Source organism: Brevibacillus sp. FW306-2-1A-C05A (genome assembly GCF_058781555.1).
In genome coordinates this window covers 470,027-494,257 of sequence record NZ_JBYSWV010000001.1, presented here as the reverse complement: position 1 = coordinate 494,257, position 24,231 = coordinate 470,027, and the positions used below count along the sequence as shown (strand labels likewise).

24 protein-coding genes and 1 riboswitch are annotated in these 24,231 nt (G+C 54.0%); of the genes, 17 read left to right on the top strand and 7 right to left on the bottom strand.

What is annotated here, in order from left to right; genetic code table 11:
- The first annotated feature begins 20 nt into the window (after positions 1-20).
- The 4 genes from AC3WJN_RS02535 (at position 21) to AC3WJN_RS02520 (ending at position 3,775) form a co-directional block, all read left to right on the top strand.
- Positions 21-320: a DUF3055 domain-containing protein gene (locus AC3WJN_RS02535; RefSeq protein WP_005832784.1), complete on the top strand. Its 300-nt coding sequence runs from the start codon at positions 21-23 to the stop codon at positions 318-320.
- 137 nt (positions 321-457) lie between these two features.
- Complete coding sequence (locus AC3WJN_RS02530) at positions 458-1,261, top strand: alpha/beta hydrolase (RefSeq protein ID WP_005832783.1); 804 nt, start codon at positions 458-460, stop codon at positions 1,259-1,261.
- Positions 1,262-1,398: 137 nt separating this feature from the next.
- Positions 1,399-1,524: a GapA-binding peptide SR1P gene (locus AC3WJN_RS02525; RefSeq protein WP_005832781.1), complete on the top strand. Its 126-nt coding sequence runs from the start codon at positions 1,399-1,401 to the stop codon at positions 1,522-1,524.
- Between the two features lie 109 nt (positions 1,525-1,633).
- A complete protein-coding gene (locus AC3WJN_RS02520; protein ID WP_005832780.1) occupies positions 1,634-3,775 on the top strand; it encodes a hypothetical protein in 2,142 nt (713 codons plus the stop codon).
- A gap of 26 nt (positions 3,776-3,801) precedes the next feature.
- Here AC3WJN_RS02520 and AC3WJN_RS02515 read toward each other — a convergent pair whose 3' ends face one another.
- Together AC3WJN_RS02515 and AC3WJN_RS02510 are read right to left on the bottom strand one after the other, a co-directional pair.
- Positions 3,802-5,838, bottom strand: coding sequence for a dihydroorotate dehydrogenase (locus AC3WJN_RS02515; RefSeq protein WP_035317336.1), 2,037 nt, complete (start codon positions 5,836-5,838; stop codon positions 3,802-3,804).
- A 130-nt stretch (positions 5,839-5,968) separates the two neighbouring features.
- Positions 5,969-7,441 (bottom strand): aminotransferase class I/II-fold pyridoxal phosphate-dependent enzyme, encoded by a 1,473-nt coding sequence (locus AC3WJN_RS02510; RefSeq protein ID WP_433947778.1) that lies wholly within the window; start codon positions 7,439-7,441, stop codon positions 5,969-5,971.
- Between the two features lie 163 nt (positions 7,442-7,604).
- Here AC3WJN_RS02510 and AC3WJN_RS02505 point away from each other — a divergent pair, with 163 nt between their 5' ends.
- The gene (locus AC3WJN_RS02505; RefSeq protein ID WP_005832773.1) at positions 7,605-8,567 is read left to right on the top strand and encodes an NAD(P)H-dependent flavin oxidoreductase; all 963 of its coding nucleotides are present in this window, start codon (positions 7,605-7,607) and stop codon (positions 8,565-8,567) included.
- A gap of 148 nt (positions 8,568-8,715) precedes the next feature.
- Here AC3WJN_RS02505 and AC3WJN_RS02500 read toward each other — a convergent pair whose 3' ends face one another.
- Complete coding sequence (locus AC3WJN_RS02500) at positions 8,716-9,342, bottom strand: YktB family protein (RefSeq protein WP_007784132.1); 627 nt, start codon at positions 9,340-9,342, stop codon at positions 8,716-8,718.
- Positions 9,343-9,566: 224 nt separating this feature from the next.
- Here AC3WJN_RS02500 and AC3WJN_RS02495 point away from each other — a divergent pair, with 224 nt between their 5' ends.
- From AC3WJN_RS02495 to speD, 4 genes are all read left to right on the top strand, one after another.
- Positions 9,567-10,166, top strand: a complete 600-nt coding sequence (locus tag AC3WJN_RS02495; protein WP_007784134.1) for a YkzI domain-containing protein — start codon at positions 9,567-9,569, stop codon at positions 10,164-10,166.
- A gap of 223 nt (positions 10,167-10,389) precedes the next feature.
- A complete protein-coding gene (locus AC3WJN_RS02490) occupies positions 10,390-10,896 on the top strand; it encodes a DUF4446 family protein (RefSeq protein ID WP_005832768.1) in 507 nt (168 codons plus the stop codon).
- A 347-nt stretch (positions 10,897-11,243) separates the two neighbouring features.
- Positions 11,244-11,840 (top strand): hypothetical protein, encoded by a 597-nt coding sequence (locus AC3WJN_RS02485; RefSeq protein ID WP_005832766.1) that lies wholly within the window; start codon positions 11,244-11,246, stop codon positions 11,838-11,840.
- 236 nt (positions 11,841-12,076) lie between these two features.
- A complete protein-coding gene (gene speD, locus AC3WJN_RS02480) occupies positions 12,077-12,481 on the top strand; it encodes an adenosylmethionine decarboxylase (RefSeq protein ID WP_005832764.1) in 405 nt (134 codons plus the stop codon).
- Between the two features lie 77 nt (positions 12,482-12,558).
- Here speD and AC3WJN_RS02475 read toward each other — a convergent pair whose 3' ends face one another.
- Positions 12,559-13,173: a YhcN/YlaJ family sporulation lipoprotein gene (locus AC3WJN_RS02475; RefSeq protein WP_007784138.1), complete on the bottom strand. Its 615-nt coding sequence runs from the start codon at positions 13,171-13,173 to the stop codon at positions 12,559-12,561.
- A gap of 137 nt (positions 13,174-13,310) precedes the next feature.
- On the opposite strand from AC3WJN_RS02475, the gene typA reads away from it, so the two are divergent.
- Positions 13,311-15,152, top strand: a complete 1,842-nt coding sequence (typA, locus tag AC3WJN_RS02470) for a translational GTPase TypA (RefSeq protein ID WP_005832760.1) — start codon at positions 13,311-13,313, stop codon at positions 15,150-15,152.
- An 87-nt stretch (positions 15,153-15,239) separates the two neighbouring features.
- On the opposite strand, the gene AC3WJN_RS02465 is transcribed toward typA, so the two are convergent.
- On the bottom strand, positions 15,240-15,713 hold the full coding sequence (locus AC3WJN_RS02465; protein WP_005832758.1) for a glutathione peroxidase: 474 nt from the start codon (positions 15,711-15,713) through the stop codon (positions 15,240-15,242).
- Between the two features lie 244 nt (positions 15,714-15,957).
- On the opposite strand from AC3WJN_RS02465, the gene AC3WJN_RS02460 reads away from it, so the two are divergent.
- From AC3WJN_RS02460 to AC3WJN_RS02450, 3 genes are all read left to right on the top strand, one after another.
- Positions 15,958-16,275 carry a YlaH-like family protein gene (locus AC3WJN_RS02460; protein WP_005832756.1) on the top strand — a complete coding sequence of 106 codons (318 nt, stop codon included), beginning with the start codon at positions 15,958-15,960 and terminating at the stop codon, positions 16,273-16,275.
- A 10-nt stretch (positions 16,276-16,285) separates the two neighbouring features.
- Positions 16,286-16,558 (top strand): hypothetical protein, encoded by a 273-nt coding sequence (locus AC3WJN_RS02455; protein ID WP_005832754.1) that lies wholly within the window; start codon positions 16,286-16,288, stop codon positions 16,556-16,558.
- Between the two features lie 243 nt (positions 16,559-16,801).
- Positions 16,802-18,202, top strand: a complete 1,401-nt coding sequence (locus AC3WJN_RS02450) for a hypothetical protein (protein ID WP_197186681.1) — start codon at positions 16,802-16,804, stop codon at positions 18,200-18,202.
- A 6-nt stretch (positions 18,203-18,208) separates the two neighbouring features.
- Here the strand turns inward: AC3WJN_RS02450 and AC3WJN_RS02445 are convergent, their stop codons facing one another.
- Entirely contained in the window at positions 18,209-18,517 is a 309-nt protein-coding gene (locus tag AC3WJN_RS02445; protein WP_035317338.1) for a DUF5665 domain-containing protein, read from the bottom strand.
- Positions 18,518-18,692: 175 nt separating this feature from the next.
- On the opposite strand from AC3WJN_RS02445, the gene AC3WJN_RS02440 reads away from it, so the two are divergent.
- The 3 genes from AC3WJN_RS02440 to AC3WJN_RS02430 all read left to right on the top strand — a co-directional run bounded on the left by AC3WJN_RS02440 (position 18,693) and on the right by AC3WJN_RS02430 (position 21,827).
- Positions 18,693-19,148 carry a pyridoxamine 5'-phosphate oxidase family protein gene (locus AC3WJN_RS02440; protein WP_003843022.1) on the top strand — a complete coding sequence of 152 codons (456 nt, stop codon included), beginning with the start codon at positions 18,693-18,695 and terminating at the stop codon, positions 19,146-19,148.
- An 89-nt stretch (positions 19,149-19,237) separates the two neighbouring features.
- Positions 19,238-19,363: riboswitch (SAM riboswitch) on the top strand.
- Positions 19,364-19,458: 95 nt separating this feature from the next.
- Complete coding sequence (locus AC3WJN_RS02435; protein ID WP_221842616.1) at positions 19,459-20,622, top strand: aminotransferase class I/II-fold pyridoxal phosphate-dependent enzyme; 1,164 nt, start codon at positions 19,459-19,461, stop codon at positions 20,620-20,622.
- Positions 20,619-21,827, top strand: a complete 1,209-nt coding sequence (locus AC3WJN_RS02430) for a trans-sulfuration enzyme family protein (RefSeq protein ID WP_005832744.1) — start codon at positions 20,619-20,621, stop codon at positions 21,825-21,827. The genes AC3WJN_RS02435 and AC3WJN_RS02430 overlap by 4 nt, the downstream gene beginning before the upstream one ends.
- 92 nt (positions 21,828-21,919) lie before the next feature.
- Here the strand turns inward: AC3WJN_RS02430 and AC3WJN_RS02425 are convergent, their stop codons facing one another.
- Complete coding sequence (locus AC3WJN_RS02425; RefSeq protein ID WP_005832742.1) at positions 21,920-22,540, bottom strand: YhcN/YlaJ family sporulation lipoprotein; 621 nt, start codon at positions 22,538-22,540, stop codon at positions 21,920-21,922.
- A 199-nt stretch (positions 22,541-22,739) separates the two neighbouring features.
- On the opposite strand from AC3WJN_RS02425, the gene AC3WJN_RS02420 reads away from it, so the two are divergent.
- Positions 22,740-24,074 (top strand): PhoH family protein, encoded by a 1,335-nt coding sequence (locus AC3WJN_RS02420; RefSeq protein ID WP_007784152.1) that lies wholly within the window; start codon positions 22,740-22,742, stop codon positions 24,072-24,074.
- Positions 24,075-24,231: the final 157 nt, after the last annotated feature.

Genomic DNA, 24,231 nt, shown 5'->3' with positions numbered 1-24,231 from the left:
AAGACGAGGAGGGATTGCTGATGGAGCACTACGACCACTTATACGACGTTTCGGAAAACGCCAATGTCCGTTTTCTCGGGTTTATCTCCGAAGGAACGAGACACGACTTCGGCATTGTATTCACGCACAAGTTTTATGGAAAGCCGTTGGTGATCTGTATGCAGACGGGGCAATCTACCCTTCTCAGTTCAGATGATGCGGTAAATCCAGGGTACCTGCAAAGGATTTTCCGACTGGACTCGGAAAGTGAAGCCAAGGCACTCGCTGAATTTTTCCAAGAATACTTGCCTCCCATCCCATTTGAAGAAAATCAGTATTAGCGGGCGAGCAGAAGTTTATCTTCTGCTCGTTTTTTACTGGTTCCCGAAGCTGCCAGACAGCCGGCAGCACGGAGCGCCCTGTTTACGAAGCGGGCTGCGACAGCATAAAATCGGGATAGGGAAGAGGAGGGACGTAGATGAGCGTACATAAATGGTCGGCAAGCGAGCCAAAAGGAGCGGTCGTGCTCGTGCACGGCACGGGAGAGCACCATGGCAGATACGAGCATGTCGCGGCGTTTTTGAATCAACAAGGATGGGACGTCTACGCGGAAGACTTGCCTGGCTGGGGACGCTCCCCGGGGATCAGGGGGCATGTTGATTCGTTTGACGATTATGTGCAGCGGGTGCGGGAGTGGACCGTGGCCGCCCTGGAAGACAGCGCAGGCAAACGGCCCGTTTTTTTGCTGGGCCACAGTCTGGGCGGACTGATCGCTACGCGCTTCGTGCAGCGGGAAAAAGCGGCACACGAGCTGGCGGGACTGGTTTTGACCTCCCCGTGCTTACAGCTAAAGCTGGAGGTGCCCGCCTGGAAGGCGCAGGCAGCGAGACTGCTGGACCGTTTTTGGCCGACGCTTGCGATTGCAAACGGGATTACGCCTGACATGGTTTCACGGGATGAGGCCGTGCAAGCCGCCTACAAAAACGATCCGCTCAATTATCCGAAAGTCAGCGTGCGCTGGTTTTTGGAACTGCACAAAGCGATGCAGGCGGCCTGGGAGGAGCGGGAACGGCTTACGGTGCCTGTGCTGGTGCTGCAGGCGGGCGACGACTCGCTGGTGGATGCAGACGCTGTGGGGCGCTTTACAGAGGGCATCCAGGGGCAGAAGACGTTTCGCCGCTTTCCGGGCTTGCGCCACGAGGTGCTGAACGAGCCGGAACGCGAGGACGTGCTCAGCCACATGGACAGATGGATGAAAGAGATCGCCCAAAACAAAATGTGACATACTAATCGACAAAAGTTGTGTGTAATTACCGTATTGACTCCAAATGGTGTGGCATATTAATATAAAAGCATGTTGAATTGAAGAATATGTGACATCACATTTCATTTGGAATCACAAATGCGGAGGGGACACAGATGGGAACTATCGTATGTCAGACTTGCGGGACCATCATCGAGCATTTTGAAAGCAACTCAGTGAAAACGCTTTATGGAGTATGCCATTGCGAGTGCAGACCGGAGCAAAGACAGGAAAAAGAATAGCGAAAAACCGTGCAGGCCTTTCTACAAAGGCCTGTTTTTTTTGACAACCTTTTCATCTTGGAGGATAATGGAGAAGTGTGAAAATCGTTGCAAAAGGAGGAATTGTTTCATGAAACGTAAGCCCATGCAGGGTTTGCTGGCCGCCGCATTGCTGGTCACCTCCCTGTGGACCGGGACTCCAGCGTTTGCGAACAGTATCGGACAGGAAATCAAAATAGACGTAAGTCAGCCGGAAGTTTCCAAAGACGGCTTTGACATTTCCAAGGAATATGCGATCTGGAAGATTGCGGGGGAACAAAAGCTCACCTTGTACAATTTGAGCAAGCAGGCCGAGACGAAGATCGGCGACAAAAACTCCGACAAGAAAAACCCGCGGGTCGACGGAAAATACGCGGTCTGGATCGACTCTCGCCACGGCGGAGCAGACGTGTATTTGTACGACATTGCCAAAGACGAGGAAATTCGCTTGACCAGCGGAAAAGCCGCTGCAGCCGATCTGGAGATCTCGGGGAAAAAGGTCGTTTGGTCCGATAAAAGCGATGCGGGAACAGACATTTACATGTACGACATCGCGACAGGCGACACAACGCGCGTTTCCACGAGCGGCAAAGCCAGCGATCCGACCGTCAGCGACAGCTACGTAGCGTGGGAAGACTCCCGCGATGGCAACCCGGACATCTACTACTACGACATCGACAAGCAAAAGGAAGAATTGGCAGCAGGGGGCAAGGCACACCAGATTGAGCCGAGCCTTTTCAGTGACAAAATCGCCTACGTAAACGGACAGCAGGTTTACGTGTACACCATCGGCACGGGAAGAAACAAGCAGTTGACGGATACTTCGACCTCCAAGTCGGGCGTACATATTTACAAAGACACGATCGTCTACCTGGACGATGACGATCTGGCATATCGGGACGCGAGCAAATCTTCCGGCAAAGAAATCGCGAGCAGCGTGTTCGAGTCGGTGCGTCCGCGCATTTTTGAAGATTACGTCATGTACGCAAAGAGAGACAACGACAAAAAGCTGCGCCTCCACATTTATGATCTGGACGAAAGAGCTGACATCGGGCTGGGCGCAACTTCCGGGGAGCCGAGCCAACCGGATGGCTCTGACCGTTACGTAGTGTACGTGACAGAGTCGAAAAAGGCAAACTCCGTCGTCCTGTTCGATACGGAAAAAGGGACGAGCAAGGTCATCAGCAAAAGCAGCGCAGACCCGATTCGTCCGGTTGTGAGCGGCAAGTACGTAGTCTGGTACGATCAGCGGGAAGATGCACTCGTCGCGTACGATATTCGCAAAGGCACGGAAAAGCAGATTACGAACGAAGATGACGACCAGCAGCCGAGTGAAAAACTGTATGAGGTCGACGGCAGCAAGCTGTTGTGGGTCAATGTGGATCGCCGCGCCGACCTTATCATCACCGACCTGGCAACGGGCAAGGAAGAAGAAATTGCCAGCCTGAGAACCGAGCCGTTAAGTGTAGATATTTACGGCAATTACGCTGCCTGGGTGGAAGAAACAGGCTCGAAAAAGGCAGACATTTACTTGTACGACATCGAGGAAAGAGACGAGACGGTAATCCGCAAAAACGTGGAAGTACAATCCGCGCAAATCGGAGACGATTTTGTGGTCTGGAGCGAAAATAGCGGAGGCGCGAAAAACGGTTGGGATTTGTACTACTACAGAATCGATCGTCAACGGACAGAACTGCTGATCCGCTACTCTGAACGCGACCAAAAAAATCCGCAAGCTTCCCGCAATATGATTCTTTTTGAAGATAACCGCTTGTCTTCCAAAGAAAAAGATTTTTATTATGAGCTGTACGATGTAGAAGACCGCTCTTACAGCGATGTGGAGTGGGACGACAATGCTGAGATTTCCAGCCCAAGAATCGGCGGCAATCGCATCGTCTGGATCGACGAGCGCGATGGCAAACCTGTCGTCTACACGATGGCATTTGCAAGCCCACGGGATGACGATGCCGTAGAGGAGCCAGGTACAGATCCAAAACCGGACCCTGAGCCGGGCGATTACAGAGAGTACAAATTGGTTGACTTGATGCTCGACGGCACGCTGGCGGAGAAAATGAACAGTACCGATTTTACCAAAATTGTGTTTGTCTTCTTCCAAGGGACAGAGGATGAAATAACAATGCCGCTGATAGAGGCTTTCAACGATAGCAAACGTATGGTTGATTTGTTTAACCAAGCTGGCCTCACCACGATCGACATTCGATTCTATAAGTAAACGAGAACAGGCGATTAGGCACAGTCCTAATCGCCTGTTTTTACTGTTCCCGTCAAATAAGGCTTCGCCAACACCAGCCCAGCCAAAAAGAACAAGACCGCTACGTAGGCAGGAAGCAAATGCACAAAATCGACGTACCCGACCGCGAAGTGAATCCCGATGCCAGCAGCGAAGCCGGGGATGCCCGCGAGAAACAGCGTCCACCATACCCACGCTTCTCCGCGGCGAAAGCCCCAGAGGCTGATGAGCAGCACGGCGAGGCCGTCGGAGACGAGAGCGCCGCCGAAGCCGGCCCGGTCGTGGGCGATCAGCGGAATCAGCCGTTCGTTAAACGCTTGCAGCATCTCGGCGGACACGCAGAGAAAGACCAGATCGGACGGGACGAAGACGCCAGTGATCCCGATCAAGGAAATAATCAGCCCAGCTCCGGTCAAAGCAAAGCCGATGACGACAAACAAAAGCTGTCCCCACAAAGCCATTTTCCACCTGCGGTCGTTGTGCCGCTCGGGAGGGAGCGCAGGCAAGTGTCTTTTCGCTGGTGTGCGCAAAGCAAGCAGAAACATGGGCAGCAGAAGGAGCGCGAGTACGGCATGCATGTAGTCAAAATAGCCGTAGCCAATAAACAGAAAAAAACTGGAAAATCCGACGGCTCCGGAGGCGAGCAGCACAGCGCGCGTCCAGTGAATGTCGTGGCGCAAGCCGTGAAAGGAAAGCTGCGCGTAAATGATTCCGATCGAGATCATCGTTCCCGCCAGGCTGATCCGGTCATGCGACATAAAGGAAAGCAACTGGGGGCTGATCTGTGACAATTGCTCCGCAGACATTTGCAAAAAACGCTCGTCGTACGGGAGGATGACAGTGGATACAGCGACCAGCCAGGCCAATGCTCCGCCGACGATCATCCCGAGCCCGAGCAGAAGCCCCCACACCCAGGCGGGTAACCAGCGGATGGCACGTGCCTGTCTCGCTGCAGGAGCAGGAGGCAGTTGTGCCGCTGCGACTTCCGCTGCTGCTTCCGTGCGCTCGCTCTTAATCGCTGGCTCGACAGCCTGACGCGCAGCGCCGGACTGCAAAATCGCTTCATTGATTCGTTTGGGCAAGCCCGGACCGGCGTACACAAGGCCGCTGTGCAGTTGCACAAAGTCGGCGCCAGCTTCCAAAAAGGCCAAAGCGTCAGCAGGCTCGATGATGCCGCCGGAGCCGATCAGCAGGCAGTCTGGCCAAGTTTGCCTCGTCAGCGCAACCGATCGCAAGGCGGCTTCGCGGGATGGCTTGCCTGTCTGGTACAGGGGCGCTGGCGAGTCGCTTGAATCGTGTGGAGCGCTTTTCACGCCACCCGCAACCATGATCCCATCCAGGCCTGCGTTACGGGCGATTTGCAGCAGCGAAAGCCACTCTTTTTCCGCTATTCCGGGCGGGAGCGCGAACAGGAGCGGGCGCTCGGTCGCCTGCCGCAGACAGGTCAAATGCTCCTGCCACTGGGCAGCGCTCCACGGCTCATGTCTTTGGCTGGCGCGGTAGTCCAGCGAAAAAAACGAGCAGTACGGCTGCAGGCGCAAAATCAGTTGCTCTCTTTCAGCGGTCGCTTCCTTTAGTGCAGCGCCTGGGCGAAATCCCAATCTGGCGCCGAGCGGAATCGCTACAGAGGGGGAGCGGCGCAAGCAGTTTTCGAGAGCGGCGACCCCGGGATTTTCGAACGGGGCGCTGTATGTAACGGAGAGATTCGTCGTCTTGCGCAAAGTCATTCCTGGATCAGACAGCGGCGCAAGCGTAACCGGCCCCAGCTCGATGTAGCCAAAGCCAAAGCGGGATAGCGCTCCAAGCGCTTTTGCTGCGGGATCAAGCCCTGCTCCCAGGCCGACTGGAGTCGGAAAACGCAAACCCCTGACCGTTTTGGACAAAGCGGCAGGCGGCTGCATGTGCCCCATCAGCTCGATAACGGAAGTGCCGCCGGGCAGCTTCGCCAATGTGCCGATGGCAGCGAGCGTGAAGCTGCGTGCGCGCTTTGGCGGCATGAGAAAAAGCAGCGGTTTAAACAACGTCTGGTACGACCAGTCTGGCATTCGCATCATCACCTTCCTGATTTTTCCCATTTCTATCTTAGCTCAAAAGGTTCAGGCAATACATGCCCAAATCATGAAAGAAGCCGTTGCCTTCGAAAAAGAGGCAACGGCTTTGCGCGCAATGAGGGGCTTACCCCGAAATCGCGGTTTGTCTTTTGATGACTTTGATCGTTTTTAACGACTCATCCTCTGGACCTTGGACGGGCAGTCCGACGCGGATGTTTTCCTGGATGTACGCGATGTTCTCTTCGGTGATGACCTCGCCTGGCAGGAAAATCGGAATCCCTGGCGGATACACCATGATGAACTCCGTAGTGACGCGGCCTGCGGCTTCCACGAGCGGGATGGTTTCCGTCTCTGCATAAAAAGCATCGCGCGGCGTCGTGGACAGCACCGGAATGTTCGGCAAGGAAATGGTCGGCTTTTCTTCTGCCTGCACGTGGGCAAACTCCACGGACAGCTCGCGCAGCGCGTTGACGAGCGCGTGAATGGATTCTTCGGTGTCCCCTGCCGTGACAAAACAGAGAATGTTGTACAGGTCGCTCATTTCCACTTCGATGTTGTACTTGTCGCGCAGCCAGTTTTCCACTTCCCAGCCGGTAATGCCCAGATCGCGGACGTGGATCAAAAGCTTGGTCTGGTCCATGGCAAAAGTCGCCGGCTTTCCGAGTATTTCTTTGCCTACGCAGTAAATGCGCGGGATGTCGTTGATGAGGTCGCGGGCCTTGTTCGCCAGCTTCATCGCCTGGTCGGCCAGCATCTTGCCGTTGAGCGCCAGATGTTGGCGGGCCATATCGAGCGAAGCCAGGAAAATGTAAGAGGTCGACGTCGTCGTGAGCATGCTCAGCACCGTTTTGACGCGATCTACATCTACGAGGCCCTCGCGCACGTTCAGGATGGATGTCTGGGTCAGCGAGCCGCCCAGCTTGTGTACGCTCGTCGCTGCCATGTCAGCTCCGGCCTGCATGGCGGAAATCGGCAAGTCCTCATGGAAGTGAATGTGCACGCCATGCGCCTCGTCCACCAGGACCGGAATTTCGTAATTGTGCGCGGTTCGCACGATCTCGCGCAAGTCCCCGGCAATGCCGAAGTAAGTAGGGTTGATGACGAGCAGAGCCGCAGCGTCAGGGTGGGCTTCCAATGCTTTTTGCACGGATTTCACTGTAATCCCGTGGGAGATGCCCAGACGCTCGTCCATCGCCGGATGAATGAAAATCGGTACCGCTCCGGCGAAAATAATCGCCGACATGACAGATTTATGCACGTTTCTCGGCACGATGATTTTGTCGCCAGGGCTGCACGTCGCCATAATCATCGCCATAATCGCGCCGCTTGTTCCTTGGACGGAGAAAAATGTATGGTCAGCGCCGAACGCTTCGGCTGCCAATTCCTGCGCTTCTTTAATCATCGCCTTCGGATGGTGCAAGTCATCCAGTGGCGCAATGTTAATGAGGTCTATCGAGAGAGCATTCTCCCCGATGAACTCGCGAAATGCCGGATGCATGCCCATACCTTTCTTATGGCCCGGAATGTGAAATTGAATCGGGTTCCGGTTGGCGTGCTCCAACAACCCGCTGAACAAAGGAGTTTTCATTTGTCTCACTACGATCGCCTCACTTTACGAATCAAGAATAAAGGGGAAAAACAAACAAATTGAGTATAGCAAAATAGGGGGGGAAAGCAAGCGAATTTTTATTCATATTCGCGTGTGGCAGCAGGAGTTTTCCCCGCTTGCCGAGAAGCTTAACAAAAACGGGGGGATGGAGATGAAAACAAAAGTAACCGAGCTGTTGCAAATCAAATATCCGGTGGTGCAGGGCGGATTGGCCTATCTAGCATACGCAGAACTGGCCGCCGCTGTGTCAAACGCAGGCGGACTCGGACAAGTCACGGCGATGTCGCTTTCGTCGGCAGAAGCGCTGCGCGAAGAAATTCGCAAGGTGCGCGAGCTGACAGACAAGCCGTTTGGCGTCAATTTCGCGATTGGGCAATACAATCGGCCGTATGAAGAAGCATTGGAGGTCGCCATCGAAGAGAAAGTAGCCGCCATCTCTGTGACCGGAGGCAATCCTGAGCCGCTCCTGCGCCGACTCGACGGCCATCCGATCAAAAAGCTGGTGCTGGTCGCGTCCGTGCGGCAAGCGCAAAAAGCGGAGGCGATCGGGGCAGACGCCGTCATGGCTGTCGGCCAGGAAGGCGGAGGCCATCTGGGCCGGGACGACATCGGGACGTTTGTGCTCATTCCGCGCGTTGTGGACTCCGTCCGCATTCCGGTGCTGGCCAGCGGCGGGATTGGCGATGGACGCGGAATCCTCGCTGCGCTCGCGCTCGGCGCGGAAGGCGTGGAGATGGGCACCCGGTTCATCGCGACCAAGGAGTGCGTCCACGCCCACGAAGCGTACAAGGAAGCTTTGCTGAAAGGAACCGAACAAGATACGGCTGTCATCAAAAGAACGCTGGGAGCGCCGGCGAGGGTTGTGCGCACGCCAGGCTCTGACCGCATTTTGCAAATGGAAAAAGAAGGCGCCGGCTATGAAGAGTTGAAAAGCTTCATCAGCGGCGAAAATAATCGCACCTTCATCTACGAAGGCGACCGTGAGCACGGCTTTGGCTGGGCAGGCCAGGTCATCGGCCTGATTTCGGACATCCCTTCCGTTCAGGAACTGTTCGAGCGGATGTTCCGGGAGGCGGAAAGCGGCGTTCAGCGGCTGAATGCCATTCGCGGCTAAAAGAGAGGCGCTTTCTTTTCCTCTAGGATGCCCCGCACGGTGACGGTATGCCAAAAAACAAAAGAACAGGCAAGCGCTTTTCAAAAGAAAGCGGACCTGTTCTTTTGCATATATCTTTAGCAAATGCCAGGGAGGCGATTAGGAAAGCTTAACGACCGATTGTGTACAGCTTGCTGAGAACGGCAAACGTGTTTTCGAGTTGTCCCAAAAGCGCCTGCGGATCAGCAAGCACCGGATCGTGACGATCAATGGTCAAGCCGCAGAGCAGCTCCGCTTTTTTCACTTGCGCCAGCCTGTCCACCAGCTTTTTCACACCGGCTTTGCCCAGCTCCGCCTGGGAAGTGCTGTCGGGCGCGGTGTGATCGGGCGACCAATGGAAATAATCGGGCACCAGCGTCACGATTTCGTCGAGATGCTCGCTGAATGATTGACTGATCTGGGCCTTGGCCGGAGCTTCGTAGATGACGGCATACCAGACGAACAGATGCGTTTGCCACAGGCCGATTTGAAAATGCGGATGCTTTTTGTACCCGCGTTTGTCATTGGCCCAGGCGACCCACGTATCTGCTGGCGGGTTTACGGTGCGGCGGGCATGCTTGGCTACGTGGTAAAACATCTCATCGCCGGTTGCGGCCGACAAAATGGGCGCAAAATGGTGGCCAAGCGCTTCAAGCTTGGGGCGAATCACGGTCTTGATTGCGTCCATCCGCTGGTCGAGTCCATCAACGGCAAAAACGTCAAAATCTTCTTGGCGAAAGCCGGAAAACGCAGTCATGGAACAAACACCTCATTTATCATGATCGAACGCCACGTATAAAGAAAAGGGCGAACGTCCTTGTCAAGGGAGCTTGGAATCCTCCATATGATATCATACCACGCAGGAAAAAAATACTTGCCGGGATATGAATAGCAAAACCGAAGCGTGAATAATATGATATACCACTCACTCCCTTACAGCCGAAACGAAATCTGAGTATTCTGTCAACGGGAGGAGCCAGGATGAATCTCGGCATGGAGCTGGAGTATGACAATCTGGCGGTTTGGTTTGATCGCAAGACATTGCACGCGATGGTGCAGGCCCTGGTGGAAGCGGGGGTGAGCGTCACGTGGAAGGAATCTCCCGAGCAGTTTCACCTCCTCGTGAACACCACGGACGGCCTTTCCGACTGGACCATGCAGCGATTAAACGGGTCTTACAAGCTGCAAGTGGCAGGCGTTCCTGTACATGACTCGCGGGTGGCGCTGGTATTGTACCACTTCGTGGAACGAGCAAAGGGGCACGCCATCATCAAGGTCAGGTTGGATGACTGCATCTTGATGAAGCACGTCCAGTACGGAGAAGTCGTCAGAATAGTAGAAATAAAAGGAGCTGAGAAAAAAATGATCTACGAAAAATTCTGCAATGTGACGATGGACCAAGTGATTGCCGCTTTGAAACGGCGTGACTCAGAGGAGCGTATTCCGGTTTTGCGTCTGGAGCTCGATTATGAACTGGCGACGTTGTTTGACGCGATAAAGGCAGAAGATCAGGCCCAAATCAAAAAATCTATGGAAGTATTAAAACAGCTTCGTCGAGAAATGCTGCTTTTGGAAGCGTAGGTAGACTGGAGGATAACCATAGGACGATGAGCTTGACACATAGGCATACGGAATGAAAAAGCGACATCTCACAAAATGAGGGTGTCGCTTTTTTTGGTTGCGCAAATTTTCGCATTTCCCGGTTTGCCAAAGTCTTTATTTGAACGGGCGGCGAAGCGGAGGTACAATAGAGAAGGCTTTGACTGCTTATTGCAACGCATGTACCAGAAAGGAAGAAAATGTTTTGGAACCATTCCTATCCCAAATACCCAATGTCGCGATTTTGCTTCTGGCGATCATCGCGCTGACGCTGATTTTGCTCCTCGTCGTCATCCTGCAATCGGTTCGCATCAGCCGCATGCGCAAGTCGATCAACAGGCTGATGACAGGTACCGGAGGAGCCAACCTGGAGGAAGGCTTGCACAGGCTGCTGGATCAGGTAGATGAAGTCAAAAAACTGCAAGGCGATCAGCAGTTTACGCTCAATCGTCTATCACAGCGTATAGCAGCCCAGTGTGGCAGGGTAGCCATCATTCGCTACAACGCCTTCGGGGATGTCGGCAGCGATCTGAGCTTTTCCTTGGCGATTTTAGATGACGCCGAAAACGGTGTGGTGATTACCAGTATTTTCGGGCGGGAAGAGTCGCGCGTGTACGCCAAGCCGATTGAAGCGGGAGCATCCGCCTACCACTTGTCCGAAGAAGAACAGGCTGCCATCAAAAAGGCAATGACGGCAAATTCCGGCCTCTGACTCGCGGCGAATTCTTTTGAAACCGCAAGCATATGAATGAATCAGGGAGATCATTGCGTCTCTCTGCGTCATATTGCGGATATTCGGTATTTTTGCGTAAATTCATCTGCTTTTTCATCAAGACTTTTGAGGGCTTCTGTTGTATAATAAAGGTGTCAAGGATGGCTTTTTTTCGGAAAAACAAAAAGTAGGTGATCCGCCTTCATTACCCAAATCGACTTTCGATTCGCGGGGCAAGGCCAGGTTCTACAGCGTTCCTTCGTTGACACTTAGCGTATCTCCTCTACATTTGGACACAGTTTGGTCGTAACTGGCCCACGGAAACCAAAAGAATTGAGGAGATATTTATGGCACAGCGTTTAGCAACCAACTACGCCAAGGCCTATTTTACGGTGAATGAAGAGGAGTTGAACCAATTCGTCTCGCTCTTCACCAATGAACACATTTCAGTCGATGTCAAAGTATGCGACAACGGCGACCGCGACGTAATCTTGTCTGACCATAACGGCGAAATTCAACTGAGCTTTTGCCGTGTCGGCAATCGCTACTCTTGCGACAGCTCCTATCTCATTCGGGATCGGCAGTTGGCGAATGCGATGAGAAAAGCGATGAAAACGTTTCGGGGCTATGGAATCGTCCACAGAATTTACGAAGGCTTCACGATGGTGTACCACTACGATCAAGGATCGGTGGTCAGCATCCAGGAGCTGTCGGGGGACGAGGAGACGTCCATCTTTGAAGATACCTCTCTGAACATTGCCAACGAGCTGGAAGCGTTGTTCCAGCAAGAGGGCAGCGAAAGGGAGATTGAGTCCTTGCGTCAGGAAACGGACCGCTGGCTGGATTTGCGTAATTGGGCAAAGGGAGCTGCTCCGGAGAAACTTCCAGCAATCGATACGCGTTTAGTGATGTTGTCGCAGCGTCTGTTTGAACTAGAAGTATAAAAAACGTAAGACAAAACGGGTGCCGAGTGGTGCCCGTTTTTTTCATGGACTTTCTCGAAAAAGGGTATTGTCAAAGTAGGCAAATACATGGTATTGTTGTTTTCGTTGGAAACAGGATTAGGAACCAGGATTCACTTCAAAGGGTGGATAACAAGAGGGAAACCGCCCCCGTTAGTGAATGACGCAGGTCCTAGCGATGTTTAACATTACACTTGCTAGGAAGGGGGAACCGAAAGATGGAATACTCGACTTTCGGAAGACACGTTGCTGTTGACACATGGGGAGTTCAGTTTGACTTGTTGAACGACGCAGAATTTTTGAAAAAGGAAATGATTGAAGCTGCTGAGGCATGCGGAGCTACGGTGCTGAGCGTGCAAGCGAAGCAGTTCTCTCCTCAGGGTGCTACCGTGCTGGTTCTTCTCTCGGAAAGCCACCTGTCCATTCATACTTATCCTGAGCGCGGTTTTGCCGCTCTGGATTGCTACACTTGTGGCGAGACAGTCGATCCGCAAGTTGCCATCGACTACTTGGTATCCGTGCTGAAGCCGGAGAAAACCTACGCGAAGAAACTCGTTCGCGGAACAGGTGAACTGCAAGTGGTTGAGCCAGAAATCAAAGTGGCTGAAGTTGTGAGTAAGTAACAAAACGGAAGAGTATTCAAGAGGTGCGGGAGACATGTCCGCACCTCTTTTACGTGAGAGCATGCGCTGTCGATCCATCACCGCAACGGCTGCTGGATCGTCGTGCGCATGTCGTGCAGAAGTCTGGTAAATTCGGTCGAGGTGTTCGTTATTTTTTGTTCTACCGAGGTGCCCTCGTGCAAAACCTGGTTGCTGCGGTTCGTCGCTTCCTCGTAAATTTGCGCGTTGATCGCACGCACGCGGTCAAAGACGGCTTGGTCGGACGAGACTTGCATTTGCAAGGTAGGCGACACAGCCCGACAAGCAGAGTGGACTTGCTGCTCGATCACTTTTGCCTGCGGCTCGCCAAGGTTGTCGCGCACGCGAATGCCGATCATGGCGTCCTGGCCGCTTACGACGACAGTAGCGCGATCGACGCCCGGGACATCATCGGCCGCTTTTGTAAGCTGCTCTGCCAGGTCTTGATTGAAGCCGTTTGAGGTGTACCCTTTGAGGTAGTTCTGGGCGTTGATTCCTTGCGTATAGGCGTTAAAATCGTGTCCGATGCTTGAGCGAGTCATCGGTGTCGCTGGATGCGAACTGCTTTGCGTCTGTGCGCCCGTGTCAGGCCCTGCGTTGGAAGACGCGCACCCGACAAGCGTTGCTGCGATCAAGAACAAACCTGTGAAATAGCTTGGCTCGTTTTTCCTCATGGCAGACCACCTCCTGTCTTTAGTATGTCGATTGTGGCGCATGCTAATCAGGAAGTGTTTCCGAGTAAAAAAATGCCCATTGTGCCGTGTTTCGCGACCTGTTAATATGGAAGGTATGCATAACAGAGGAGGTTCACATGAAGCGTCTTGACATACGCAACATTGCCATTATTGCCCACGTTGACCATGGAAAAACAACGTTGGTCGACAAGCTTTTGATCCAATCGGGCACATTCCGCAGCAACCAGCAGGTAGAGGAGAGAATGATGGACTCCAACGACCTGGAGCGGGAACGCGGGATTACGATCCTGGCGAAAACAACGTCCGTGAAATACAAAGAGTTCACCATCAACATTTTGGATACGCCAGGCCACGCCGACTTCGGTGGCGAGGTAGAGCGGATCATGAGCATGGTGGACGGCGTCCTTTTGATTGTTGACGCATTTGAAGGCTGTATGCCACAAACCCGTTTCGTATTGAAAAAAGCGCTCGAAGCAAAAGTTACCCCGATCGTTGTCGTGAACAAGGTAGACCGCGACAATGCACGTCCTCAAGAAGTCATCAACGAAGTGTACGACCTGTTTATCGATCTCGATGCGACGGAAGATCAACTGGAATTCCCGATCGTCTACGCTTCCGGCCTGCAAGGTATCGCCGGAATGGAGCCGGATAAACTGGAAGGCGACCTTCGTCCACTTTTCGACACCATTGTTGAGCACATGCCCGCACCTGATGCCGATGAAAACGCACCACTCCAAATGCAAGTAACCATGCTGGATTATAACGACTTTTTGGGTCGTATCGGGATTGGCCGCATTTATCGCGGAACCATGAATGTAAATGAAATGGTATCGGTCACCACGCGCAACGGCGAAGTGAAAAAAGCGCGGATTCAAAAGCTGTTCGGCTTCTCCGGCTTGCAGCGCGTGGAACAAAAAACGGCGAGAGCAGGGGACATCGTCGCGATCGCAGGGATTGACGATATCAACGTAGGCGAAACCGTTTGCCACGTCGACCACCCGGATGCGCTGCCTCTGTTGAAAATCGACGAGCCGACATTGCAAATGACGTTTTTGGTGAACAACAGCCCGTTTGCAGGCCGCGAAGGGAAACACGTTACTTCCCGCAAGCTGCGCGATCGCCTGATGGCCGAGCTGGAGACAGATGTATCTCTTCGTGTGGAAGAAACAGATTCTCCAGATGCGTTCATTGTATCTGGACGCGGGGAATTGCATCTGTCCATCCTTGTGGAAAACATGCGCCGCGAAGGCTTCGAGCTGGGCGTGTCCAAGCCGGAAGTCATCGTGCGAATGATCGACGGACAAAAAATGGAGCCGGCTGAGTTTCTCGTGATCGACGTGCCGGAAGAATACACCGGGGCTGTCATGGAGACGCTGGGCCAACGCAAGGCCGAGATGGTCAACATGGTCAACAACGGCTTCGGCCAGGTCCGTCTGGAGTTCATCATTCCGTCCCGCGGACTGATCGGCTACCGCACGGAGTTTTTGACGATCACACGCGGCTACGGCATCCTCAACCATTCCTTTGACAGCTATCGTCCGCTTGTCCAGGGCGCTGTGGGTGGACGTCACGCAGGCGTGCTCATTTCCCACGAGACCGGAACCGCAACCACGTACGGCCTGATGTCTGTCGAGGATCGCGGCATCATGTTCATCACGCCGGGTACGGAAGTCTATGAAGGCATGATCGTGGGCGAACACAACCGCGACAACGACTTGACCGTCAACGTGTGCAAAGAGAAGCACGCGACCAACGTCCGCTCCGCAACGAAGGACGAGACGGTGAAAATGAAGACCCCTCGCCTGCTGACGCTGGAAGAGGCTCTGGAGTATTTGAACGACGACGAGCTGTGCGAAGTTACGCCACAATCCGTCCGTTTGCGCAAAAAGTATTTGAACAAATCGGATCGCGAGCGCTACGAAAAGCAAAAGCGCTGGGAAGCACAACCGCAAGCGTAAGCTCGCGGCGCGATCGCGGTACAATAAAAGCCGCTTTGTCCCCGATAATGGGCAAAGCGGCTTTTGGTTTGGCAGGGAAGCCGTTTTTTACAGCAAGCGTTCGATGTCAGCGGCCACGTCTTCCGGCTGCACGCGGGCACCGATGCGCTTGACGATACGGCCTTCCTTGTCTACGAGAAACTTGGCGAAGTTCCATTCGATCTCTTCACCCTGGCCTTCGGGAGCGTTGGCTTTCAGGTGCTGGTACAAAGGATGGGCAGTCGGACCGTTCACATCGATTTTGGCAAACAGCGGGAACGTTACGCCGTAGTGGCGATCGCAAAATGCCGCGATCTCTTCCTCGCTGCCAGGCTCTTGAGCGGCAAACTGGTTGCACGGAAAGCCGAGAACGGCGAATCCTTTGTCCGCATAGCGCGTGTACAGCTCCTGCAAGCCTTTGTACTGCGGGGTTAGTCCGCACTGGCTGGCGGTATTGACGATCAGCAAAACGCGTCCTTTGTACTCGGCCAGCGTCTGTTCTTCGCCGGAAATCGTCTTGACGGAAATATCGTACAGGCTCATGTTTTTCCCACCTTTTTCTAAGTTTGCGACCCTCTCATCATAGCATGTCCGCGAAAAGGCAGGCTAGCATTGTCGTGCGCCAAGTGCAGGAGCAGTCCGTTTTTGACAGGAAATCCATCACCTGATAAAGTAAAAAGGATACATACGAAAAAACGTTGGAAAAAGGAAAAGATTATGCAAAAGAGCGGGTCTTTCCCGTCGCGGTGAGAGGACACGGCCTTTTGCGTTACAGGAGAGATTTGTGATGGACTGGATACACCTTGCTTCAACCTACGTACCGGCAAACCCGGATCAACTGAGCGCCTACGACAGCTTCCGCCTGTGGGCGGACCATAATCGGGCTTGGATTTTGTTTGTGCAATTAATTATCGTTTACTACCTGGGGTTTGCGACGGTAATTCGCATGCCGATCTTGAAAACGTTGCTTTTATACCTTCTCCTGTTCGTCGGGGCGCTGATCTTTGCGATTTTGGACGTCCAGCTTCCTGTGAAGAGCGCGATGCTGGTCGCGATTGTCATTCTGGTCGTCGTCAAGCTGAGAATCAAACCGGAGCGAAAGTGAGGTGGCCCTCGTGAAACGTGATGATGCACTCTTTAACTGGCTGCAGATTCAAGTGGTAGCAGACGCGCGGCCGGACGATCAGTCGGCGCAGGAGACGGCGGCGTTTTTCTTGCAGATGTTGCAGGAGGACCACGCGCTTAGCGAGCTTGCCTATCGGCAGGAAGGCGGCTGGTACGTGCTGACGGCAAAGGAGGAAGCGGCGACGTTCGAGCGCAAATATCCGGCTGAAACGGTCGAGTCCTTGCTGGTCGCGATTGAAAACGAGCCTAAATACAATAGTTAAAAAAAGGGAAAAGACTCTTTCCGGCTCCGACCTGTTCGGCGGCGGAAGAGTCTTTTTTGTCGTGCGCACGGGGGCATTATCAGGCGTTCAGAGTGTCCCGGCGCGCTTTTTTGCTGTCTGGAGCCGCTGTGGGTATTAAGACGTGTTTTCGGCTGCGGTGCAACTTTTGAAAAAAACGCTACGTCTGTATGGTTGCCCACAGAAGACAGGGGATGATTGGCAAAAATAGAGGGGGAGACACCAGTGAAAAAGATCATGACCAAGCCCGTATTGGCGGTCGTTACGGCGGCGGGACTCATCGGCTGCCTGACGCCGATTTTTGCAGATGCCAGCTCCAGCAGCACGCCGGCGACCAAGGTAGTGATGAGCGACGAAGGCAAGCAGGTTACCCGCTACAACCTGAAAGAGCTTGCGAAAAACGACCCGGCTACGCTGAATATGCTGCTGAAAAACCAGGCAGACCATTTGTACCTGATTGTAGATCCGATCCATCTGAATACGAAGCTGCAAACATACATGGAAACGAACAAGTCGGAGTGGGAGCGCATTTATCGCGACTATTACGGCGACATCTGGCTGGAAGTTCGCCGCACAGAGGCGGACGAGGAACTGGTCAGCGTGAGCGCGCAGACCGAAAACGGCAAGGTGTACATCAAAGGCATCGTGACGCCGGAAGTGACGAAAGTAGTCGTGACCAAGCCGAACGGCGACTTTATCGAGGCAGTGCCGACGAGCGAGCATTCGTTTACCGTCAGCTTTGCCGCGCCGGAAACAGATTCCGTCCAATACGTCACCGTACAGGCGTATGCCGGCAGTCTGTTGGCGGACAGTGAAAAAGTTAAGCTCATCCCGCAGGCTGACGAGGAAAAAAGCAGGCTGATCCACGCCTTTTCCGTGTACGACGCCAAAAAAGCCGAATGGCAGGTAAAAGGTGTCGTCAAGCACGGAGCGGACAAGGTCGTCGTCTCCTACAACGGCGTGAAACAGGAGACGAGCTTGAAGAAGCTGTGGGACGGGGTGGACAGCTTCAGCGTGACGGTCAAGGACGTGAAGGCGAAAGCCGCAAGCGACGAAGCGCTGGTCGAAATATATGAAGACGGGAAAAAAGTCGACTCCGACACGATCAAAGTCGATGTCGTCAACCCACCGGACAAAGACCCTGGCGCGGCCTATGCCATTGCCGGAACGGCAGTGCACGATTTGAAGAAAAAGTCCGTTCAACTGAAAGGCACCGTCAAGGGCTGGGACGAGAAGCAAAAAGCAAAGCTTGTCGTCGTCACCCCGGACGGCAAGAAAAAGGAGATCAAGCCAAACGACAAGGGCGAATACACCGTGACCTTTACCTACAAAAACCGCTCGTTTGCTGCGAAAACCGTCCATCTGGAACTGTACGCGAAAGACAAGCTGGTGAAGCAGGCGGACATCGCGCTGAGCACGAAAATTACCGCCGTGCCGAAGAAGGATGACGATAAGGACGACAAGGATAAAGACAAGCACCACTATCCAAACGGAAAAGCATACGGCTATTGGAAAAACTACGACGGCAAATGGAAAGATGGCGACAAAGATGACCGCGACGATGACCGCGACGACGACGATGACGACGACGATGACGACGACCGCGGCAAAAGAAGCGGCAAGTAGTCTCGTTTACGGCTGCTTGTAAGTCTGAACATACTCGACCAGCTCGCGGATGTAATCGCCGAGGATAGGGATCGAGAGAAACTGCGTCAAAAGCGAGCCGAGCAGCGCCAGCACGATCGCTGTTCCAATCGTCAAGCCAAGACCCCGGGCAAGCCCTGCGAGGAAATTGATCCAGAGCAGCTTGCGCGGGGCTGTGTAGTTTTGGATCACGTCTGCGAGCCGGATATCCTCCAAAAACATGGCGATTTTGTCCATGCGCTCGTTCAATTTCCTCACTTCCTGCAGCTCGTGGAGGACCTGGTCGATTTTGTGCATAAGCCGGTCTGTAGGCGTAGGTGCCACTTTTTCCAACCTCCTTATCCGGTACGGCTTTGTTTTTTACCAGTGTAGGGAAAAAAACAGGCAGAATCAAGGCGTGGAGGAAACGTTTGCCTAATGGCAGATGCGAGGGGTACAATAGACGTACTACCGTTTACGAGGAGGCATCCGAATGGCTGAAACCGTATCCCAAACCTTGTCGGAAGAACTGTTCGCGCTCCTGCAAAAAGAGCGATTTGTGACGCTCGGCACCGTCGATCACGAGACAGGAGCGCCATCGCTCAGCTCCTTGTCCTGGACATTGGCGGTGAACAGCGGACTCATCCGCTTTGCCGTGGATAACCGCTCGCGCATACTCGCCAATATTGCCAAAGAGCCGCAGGTCGTCCTGCATCTGATCGGGGCAGGCTCCTCTTTTGCGATCAACGGACGCGCCGCAGTGAAAGCCGAGCGGCTGGAGGGCGTTCCGCTGAAGCTGGCGCTGGTGGAGATCGCGATTGACTCCGTCCGAGACGTCATGTTTTACGGCTCGCGCATTTCCGTAGAACCGCAATACGAAAAGACGTACGACAAAAACGCGGCTGCGAAGCTGGACAACCAGGTCATGACTGCGCTGAAAAACGCCTAGTCAAGACGGCCGCACAACAGTGGAAAATCCTGTTGACAAAAAACCGCCGTATCCTTTAGTATTAGGTCATTCAAATTGAATAGCAAAACTTCTTATCCAGAGAGGCGGAGGGACTGGCCCGATGATGCCCGGCAACCAATCACCTGCATGTTCGTTCATGCGGGGAGATAATGGTGCTAATTCCTGCAGAGTTTTTTAACTCTGAAAGATGAGAAGGTCTTGCTTACGGTGACGTAAACAAAGCCTTCTTTCAGAGGAAAGGGGGCTTTTTTCATGCCCCTCGTACATCATTGGAGGGAGAGAGTTACGTATGAGACTGGAAACAAAATTGATTCAAGCAGGCGTAGGCAGAGATGAAAAAACAGGGGCGGTCAGCTTTCCTGTCTACTATGCCACCGCATATCGCCACCCGGCATTGGGGCAGAGCACAGGCTTTGACTATACACGCACGGCCAATCCGACCCGCACGGTTTTGGAAGAAGCCATCGCCGAGGCAGAATCGGGCGATGCGGGCTTTGCCTGCGCATCGGGAATGGCGGCGGTTCATACGGTCATGGGGCTGTTTTCCCAGGGAGATCATCTCATTGTGTCGCTCGATTTGTACGGAGGGACGTATCGCTTGTTTGAGCAGGTGCTTTCCCGCTACGGCCTGTCTTTTACGTACGTAGACTTGCGCGACCTGGAAGCGGTGCAAAACGCGCTGCGAGCCGAGACAAAGGCGATCTTCGTCGAGACGCCGACGAATCCGCTCATGCAGATTACCGATCTTCGCCAAATCGCCGGGCTGGCAAAGCAGCATGGACTTTTGACGATAGTCGACAACACGTTCATGACCCCTTATTGTCAACGCCCGCTGGAGCTTGGCGCAGATATCGTGTTGTACAGTGCGACGAAGTACTTGGGTGGCCACAACGATGTACTGGCCGGACTGATCGTGACAAAAGGCGAGGAGTTGTCGGAAAAAATCCGGTTTTTGCATAATTCCATCGGAGCGGTATTGGGTCCACAAGATAGCTGGCTGTTGGTACGCGGAATGAAGACATTGGCGCTGCGCATGGAAAGACATCAGACAAACGCGCTCGCGGTTGCAAAAAAGCTGCAGGAGCATCCGGCTGTCGCCGAAGTGTTTTACCCAGGGCTGCAAGAACACCCCGGGCATGCCATCCAGGCGAGCCAGGCAAGCGGTTATAGCGGTATGGTTTCATTCCGGGTACGGTCTGCGGAGCAGGTGGGCTTGTTTTTGCAAAATCTGCGCATCGTTTCTTTTGCGGAAAGCCTTGGCGGCGTCGAGTCGTTGTGTACGTATCCGGCGACACAGACCCACGCTGACATTCCGCTGGAAGTACGGGAGTATGTCGGCGTTTGTGACCGATTGCTGAGGCTGTCGGTCGGGATTGAGCATCCGGAAGACTTGATCGCTGATCTGTTTCAGGCTTTGGACGCAAGTCTTGTCGTTGGGGGGGCTGCGCGATGAATTTCGCAACGAAGGTTTTGCATGGCTCTACTTGCATCGATCCGTTCACAGGGGCGTCGTCGGTTCCGATTTACCAGGCTTCCACGTTTCACCAGTTTGATCTCGACCAGCCAGGCACGTATGACTACGCCCGTTCCGGCAATCCGACCAGACACGCGCTGGAGGAAGCGATTGCCGCTCTCGAAGGCGGCGCGCGCGGCTTTGCTTTCTCGTCCGGCATGGCGGCGATCTCCAGCGTGTTCATGCTGTTTTCGGCTGGCGACCATATCGTAGTCGCGGAGGACGTGTACGGCGGCACCTTCCGCTTTTTGACCCGCGTGCTGTCGAGAATGGGCATTTCCGTTACGTTTGTCGATGCGACCCAGACAGAGGCCGTGCGGGAGGCGATTACTCCGGCGACCAAGGGAGTGTATCTGGAAACGCCGTCCAATCCGACGCTGAAAGTGACCGACATCGCGGCGGTGTCAGCCGTTGCGAAGGAGCACGGGCTGCTCGTCATTGTCGACAATACGTTTTTGACGCCGTACTATCAGCGGCCGCTGGAGCTGGGGGCGGACGTCGTCATCCACAGCGCGACCAAGTTTATCGGCGGCCACAGCGACGTGGTTGCCGGGCTGGCAGTGACGCGCGACGCCGCGCTCGGCGAGCAACTGTACCTGATCCAGAACGGCATGGGCGCGATTCTTGGGGTACAGGATTGCTGGCTCGTCATGCGCGGGCTGAAAACGCTCAAGGCACGTCTGGATGTCAGCACAAAGTCGGCAGGGATTCTCGCGGAGTGGCTGTCCACGCACCCTGGCGTGAGCCGCGTTTACTACACGGGCTTGGCTGACCATCCGGGGCATCTCGTCCAGCAACAGCAAGCAAGCGACCACGGTGCGGTTCTGTCGTTCGATGTAGGGAGCCGTGAGCGAGCCAAGGCGTTGTTTGACCGGGTGAAGCTGCCGATTGTGGCAGTGAGCCTGGGGGCTGTCGAGACGATCTTGTCGTATCCGGTGATGATGTCGCATGCGGCGATGCCCGCAGCGGAGCGGGAAGCGCGCGGCATTACCGATGGCTTGATCCGGTTGTCCGCAGGGTTGGAGGACGTGGACGACTTGCTCGCGGACTTGAAGCAGGCACTGGACGCATTGCCGCCGCTGAGTTCGGTTCAGTCACAACAATCCGTCCAGCCGCAACAAAAAGAGGCATTCTCCCGGGCGTAATTTCCCGAGGCGAATGCCTCTTTTTTACTGAATCGGAATCTTCCACGAAAACGCGTTCGCTCATCCTTGAAATGGCTTCGAGAGAGTTTTTTTTATGGTGCGCCTGTGCGGTTTACGTTGATCTTGTCGTTTCCTTGCGGTGTCGCGCGGCCGTCTTTGTTGATGCGCTGTTCATTTTCCTGCGAGGGCGTTTCCTCCCGCTGCCTTACGTCGCGCGGCAACTGTGGAATGATGCGGCCGACGATGTCAGCCAACTCCTCGGCGAAGCCCGAGATCGGGTGGCCCCGGCGAATGTCCGCAGCCATTTCCTTCAGGCGCTGGACGATGTCCGGATCGGCTGTCACGATTGCGTTTGCGCCCTGCGGGTCTTCTTTCATCGCTTCGGCAACGGTGTACTTGATGACGCCGACCTCGGGCCGATCGAGATGGGCATCCACATCAATCCCGACGACAGCGATCTTGCCGATGACGACCGCCGTCGCACCGTTAACCTTTTTCACACGGGTAGCCAGTTGCACAAGCCGGTCGGCCGTCGCTTGCGAAGATTGGTTGTAAGCTGGTTCCGGGGCCGTTTGCTGGACGCGCTGGGTATGAGGCACTTGCTGGTTGGGCTGTGGGGCAGCCTGATTGGCTGGCGGCTTGTTGTTCGACATGCATCCAGACAAAAGCAGGCTGGCGCCCAGGCAGCCGATAATCATCCGTTTCATACGCATTCTCCCTTTCCCCGTAATGCCTCCTGAAAGCGGAGGGCAGGTTACCTGTATTTTGTCCTTGCAGCCCCATTTCATTCTGCCAAAGGGCCGTCTATCTCTGTCCGACCGAACATAGACTGTAGTACATCACGTCGCCACAATTGAGCATCCCTCCAAAAATTGCATACCGTATATAAGAAGGGTAATAGGAGGCGAGATTTTGAAGAAAATCTACGTACTGGACACCAACGTACTCCTGCAAGATCCACGGGCGATGTTCTCTTTCGCTGACAACGAAATTGTCATACCCGCTGTGGTGTTGGAAGAAATCGATTCCAAAAAGCGGTACATGGATGAAATTGGCCGCAACGCTCGGTACGTATCGCGGCTCTTTGACAGTTTTCGTGAGCTGGGTCATTTGCACAAAGGCATTACCCTGGAGACAGGCGGGCTATTTCGGGTGGAGCTGAACCATTCCTCGCTTCATCAACTGCAAAAGCAATTTACGGAAATGACCAATGACAACCGCATTTTGGCGGTCGCACTTAATCTGCAGGAGGAGGAGAACCAATCCCCACAGCCCAGACCCGTCATATTGGTGAGCAAGGATGCGCTCATGCGTGTGAAGGCAGATGCCTTGAACATTTCGGCAGAAGATTTTCTCTCCGATCGCGTAGTGGGGGAATTTTCCAGCATCTACACGGGTTATCAAAAAATGCTGGTCGCCTCGGAGATCATCAAGACGTACTACGCGACGAGAAAACTGCACTTGGCCTCCTGTTTCCCTCGCTACCGCTTTTATCCGCATCAGTTTCTCGTACTGAAGGACGAATGCAACCCGTCCATTTCTGCCATCGGAAAAGTGGACCCCGATGGAAAAACGCTGGAAATGCTTGTTTCAGACGACGATCCGATTTGGGGCATCCGGGCCCGAAACGTGCAGCAACGGATGGCAACCGATCTCTTGCTGCGAGATGATATCCCGCTGGTGACCATGACGGGCAAAGCGGGGACAGGAAAGACGTTGCTGGCGCTGGCAGCGGGGCTGCTGCAGATCGAAGACCAGCAAAAGTACAAAAAACTGTTAGTGGCACGACCTATCGTTCCTTTAGGAAAAGACATCGGTTATTTGCCCGGCGAGAAAGAAGAAAAACTGCGGCCGTGGATGCAACCGATTTATGATAATCTGGAATATTTGTTCAACACGAAGCGACCAGGCGATCTCGATAAAATTTTGGCGGGGATGGGCAGTCTGCAAGTCGAGGCGTTGACGTATATTCGCGGTCGTTCCATTCCCGGGCAGTTCATCATTATTGACGAGGCGCAAAACTTGACGAAGCACGAGGTGAAAACGATCCTGACGCGGGTAGGGGACGGCTCGAAAATCGTCCTGATGGGCGATCCGGAACAGATCGACCATCCGTACCTGGACGAAAGCAACAACGGACTGACGTACGTGGTCGAGGTGTTCAAGGATCAGAAGCTGGCCGGGCACATTCGCCTGGAAAAAGGCGAGCGCAGCGTGCTTGCCCAGTTGGCTGCCGATTTGTTGTAAAAAATCGTGTATGAAAACCGACTGGTTGACCATACTATAGTTGTCGAGCCCGACGATTCATGTAAGAAACGGCGAAATGCCTTGCAGGAGGCGAAGATCCGTGGATAACCATGAACAAGCAGTCGACGAAAGTCGTATGGAAATAAGCCGATTCCTT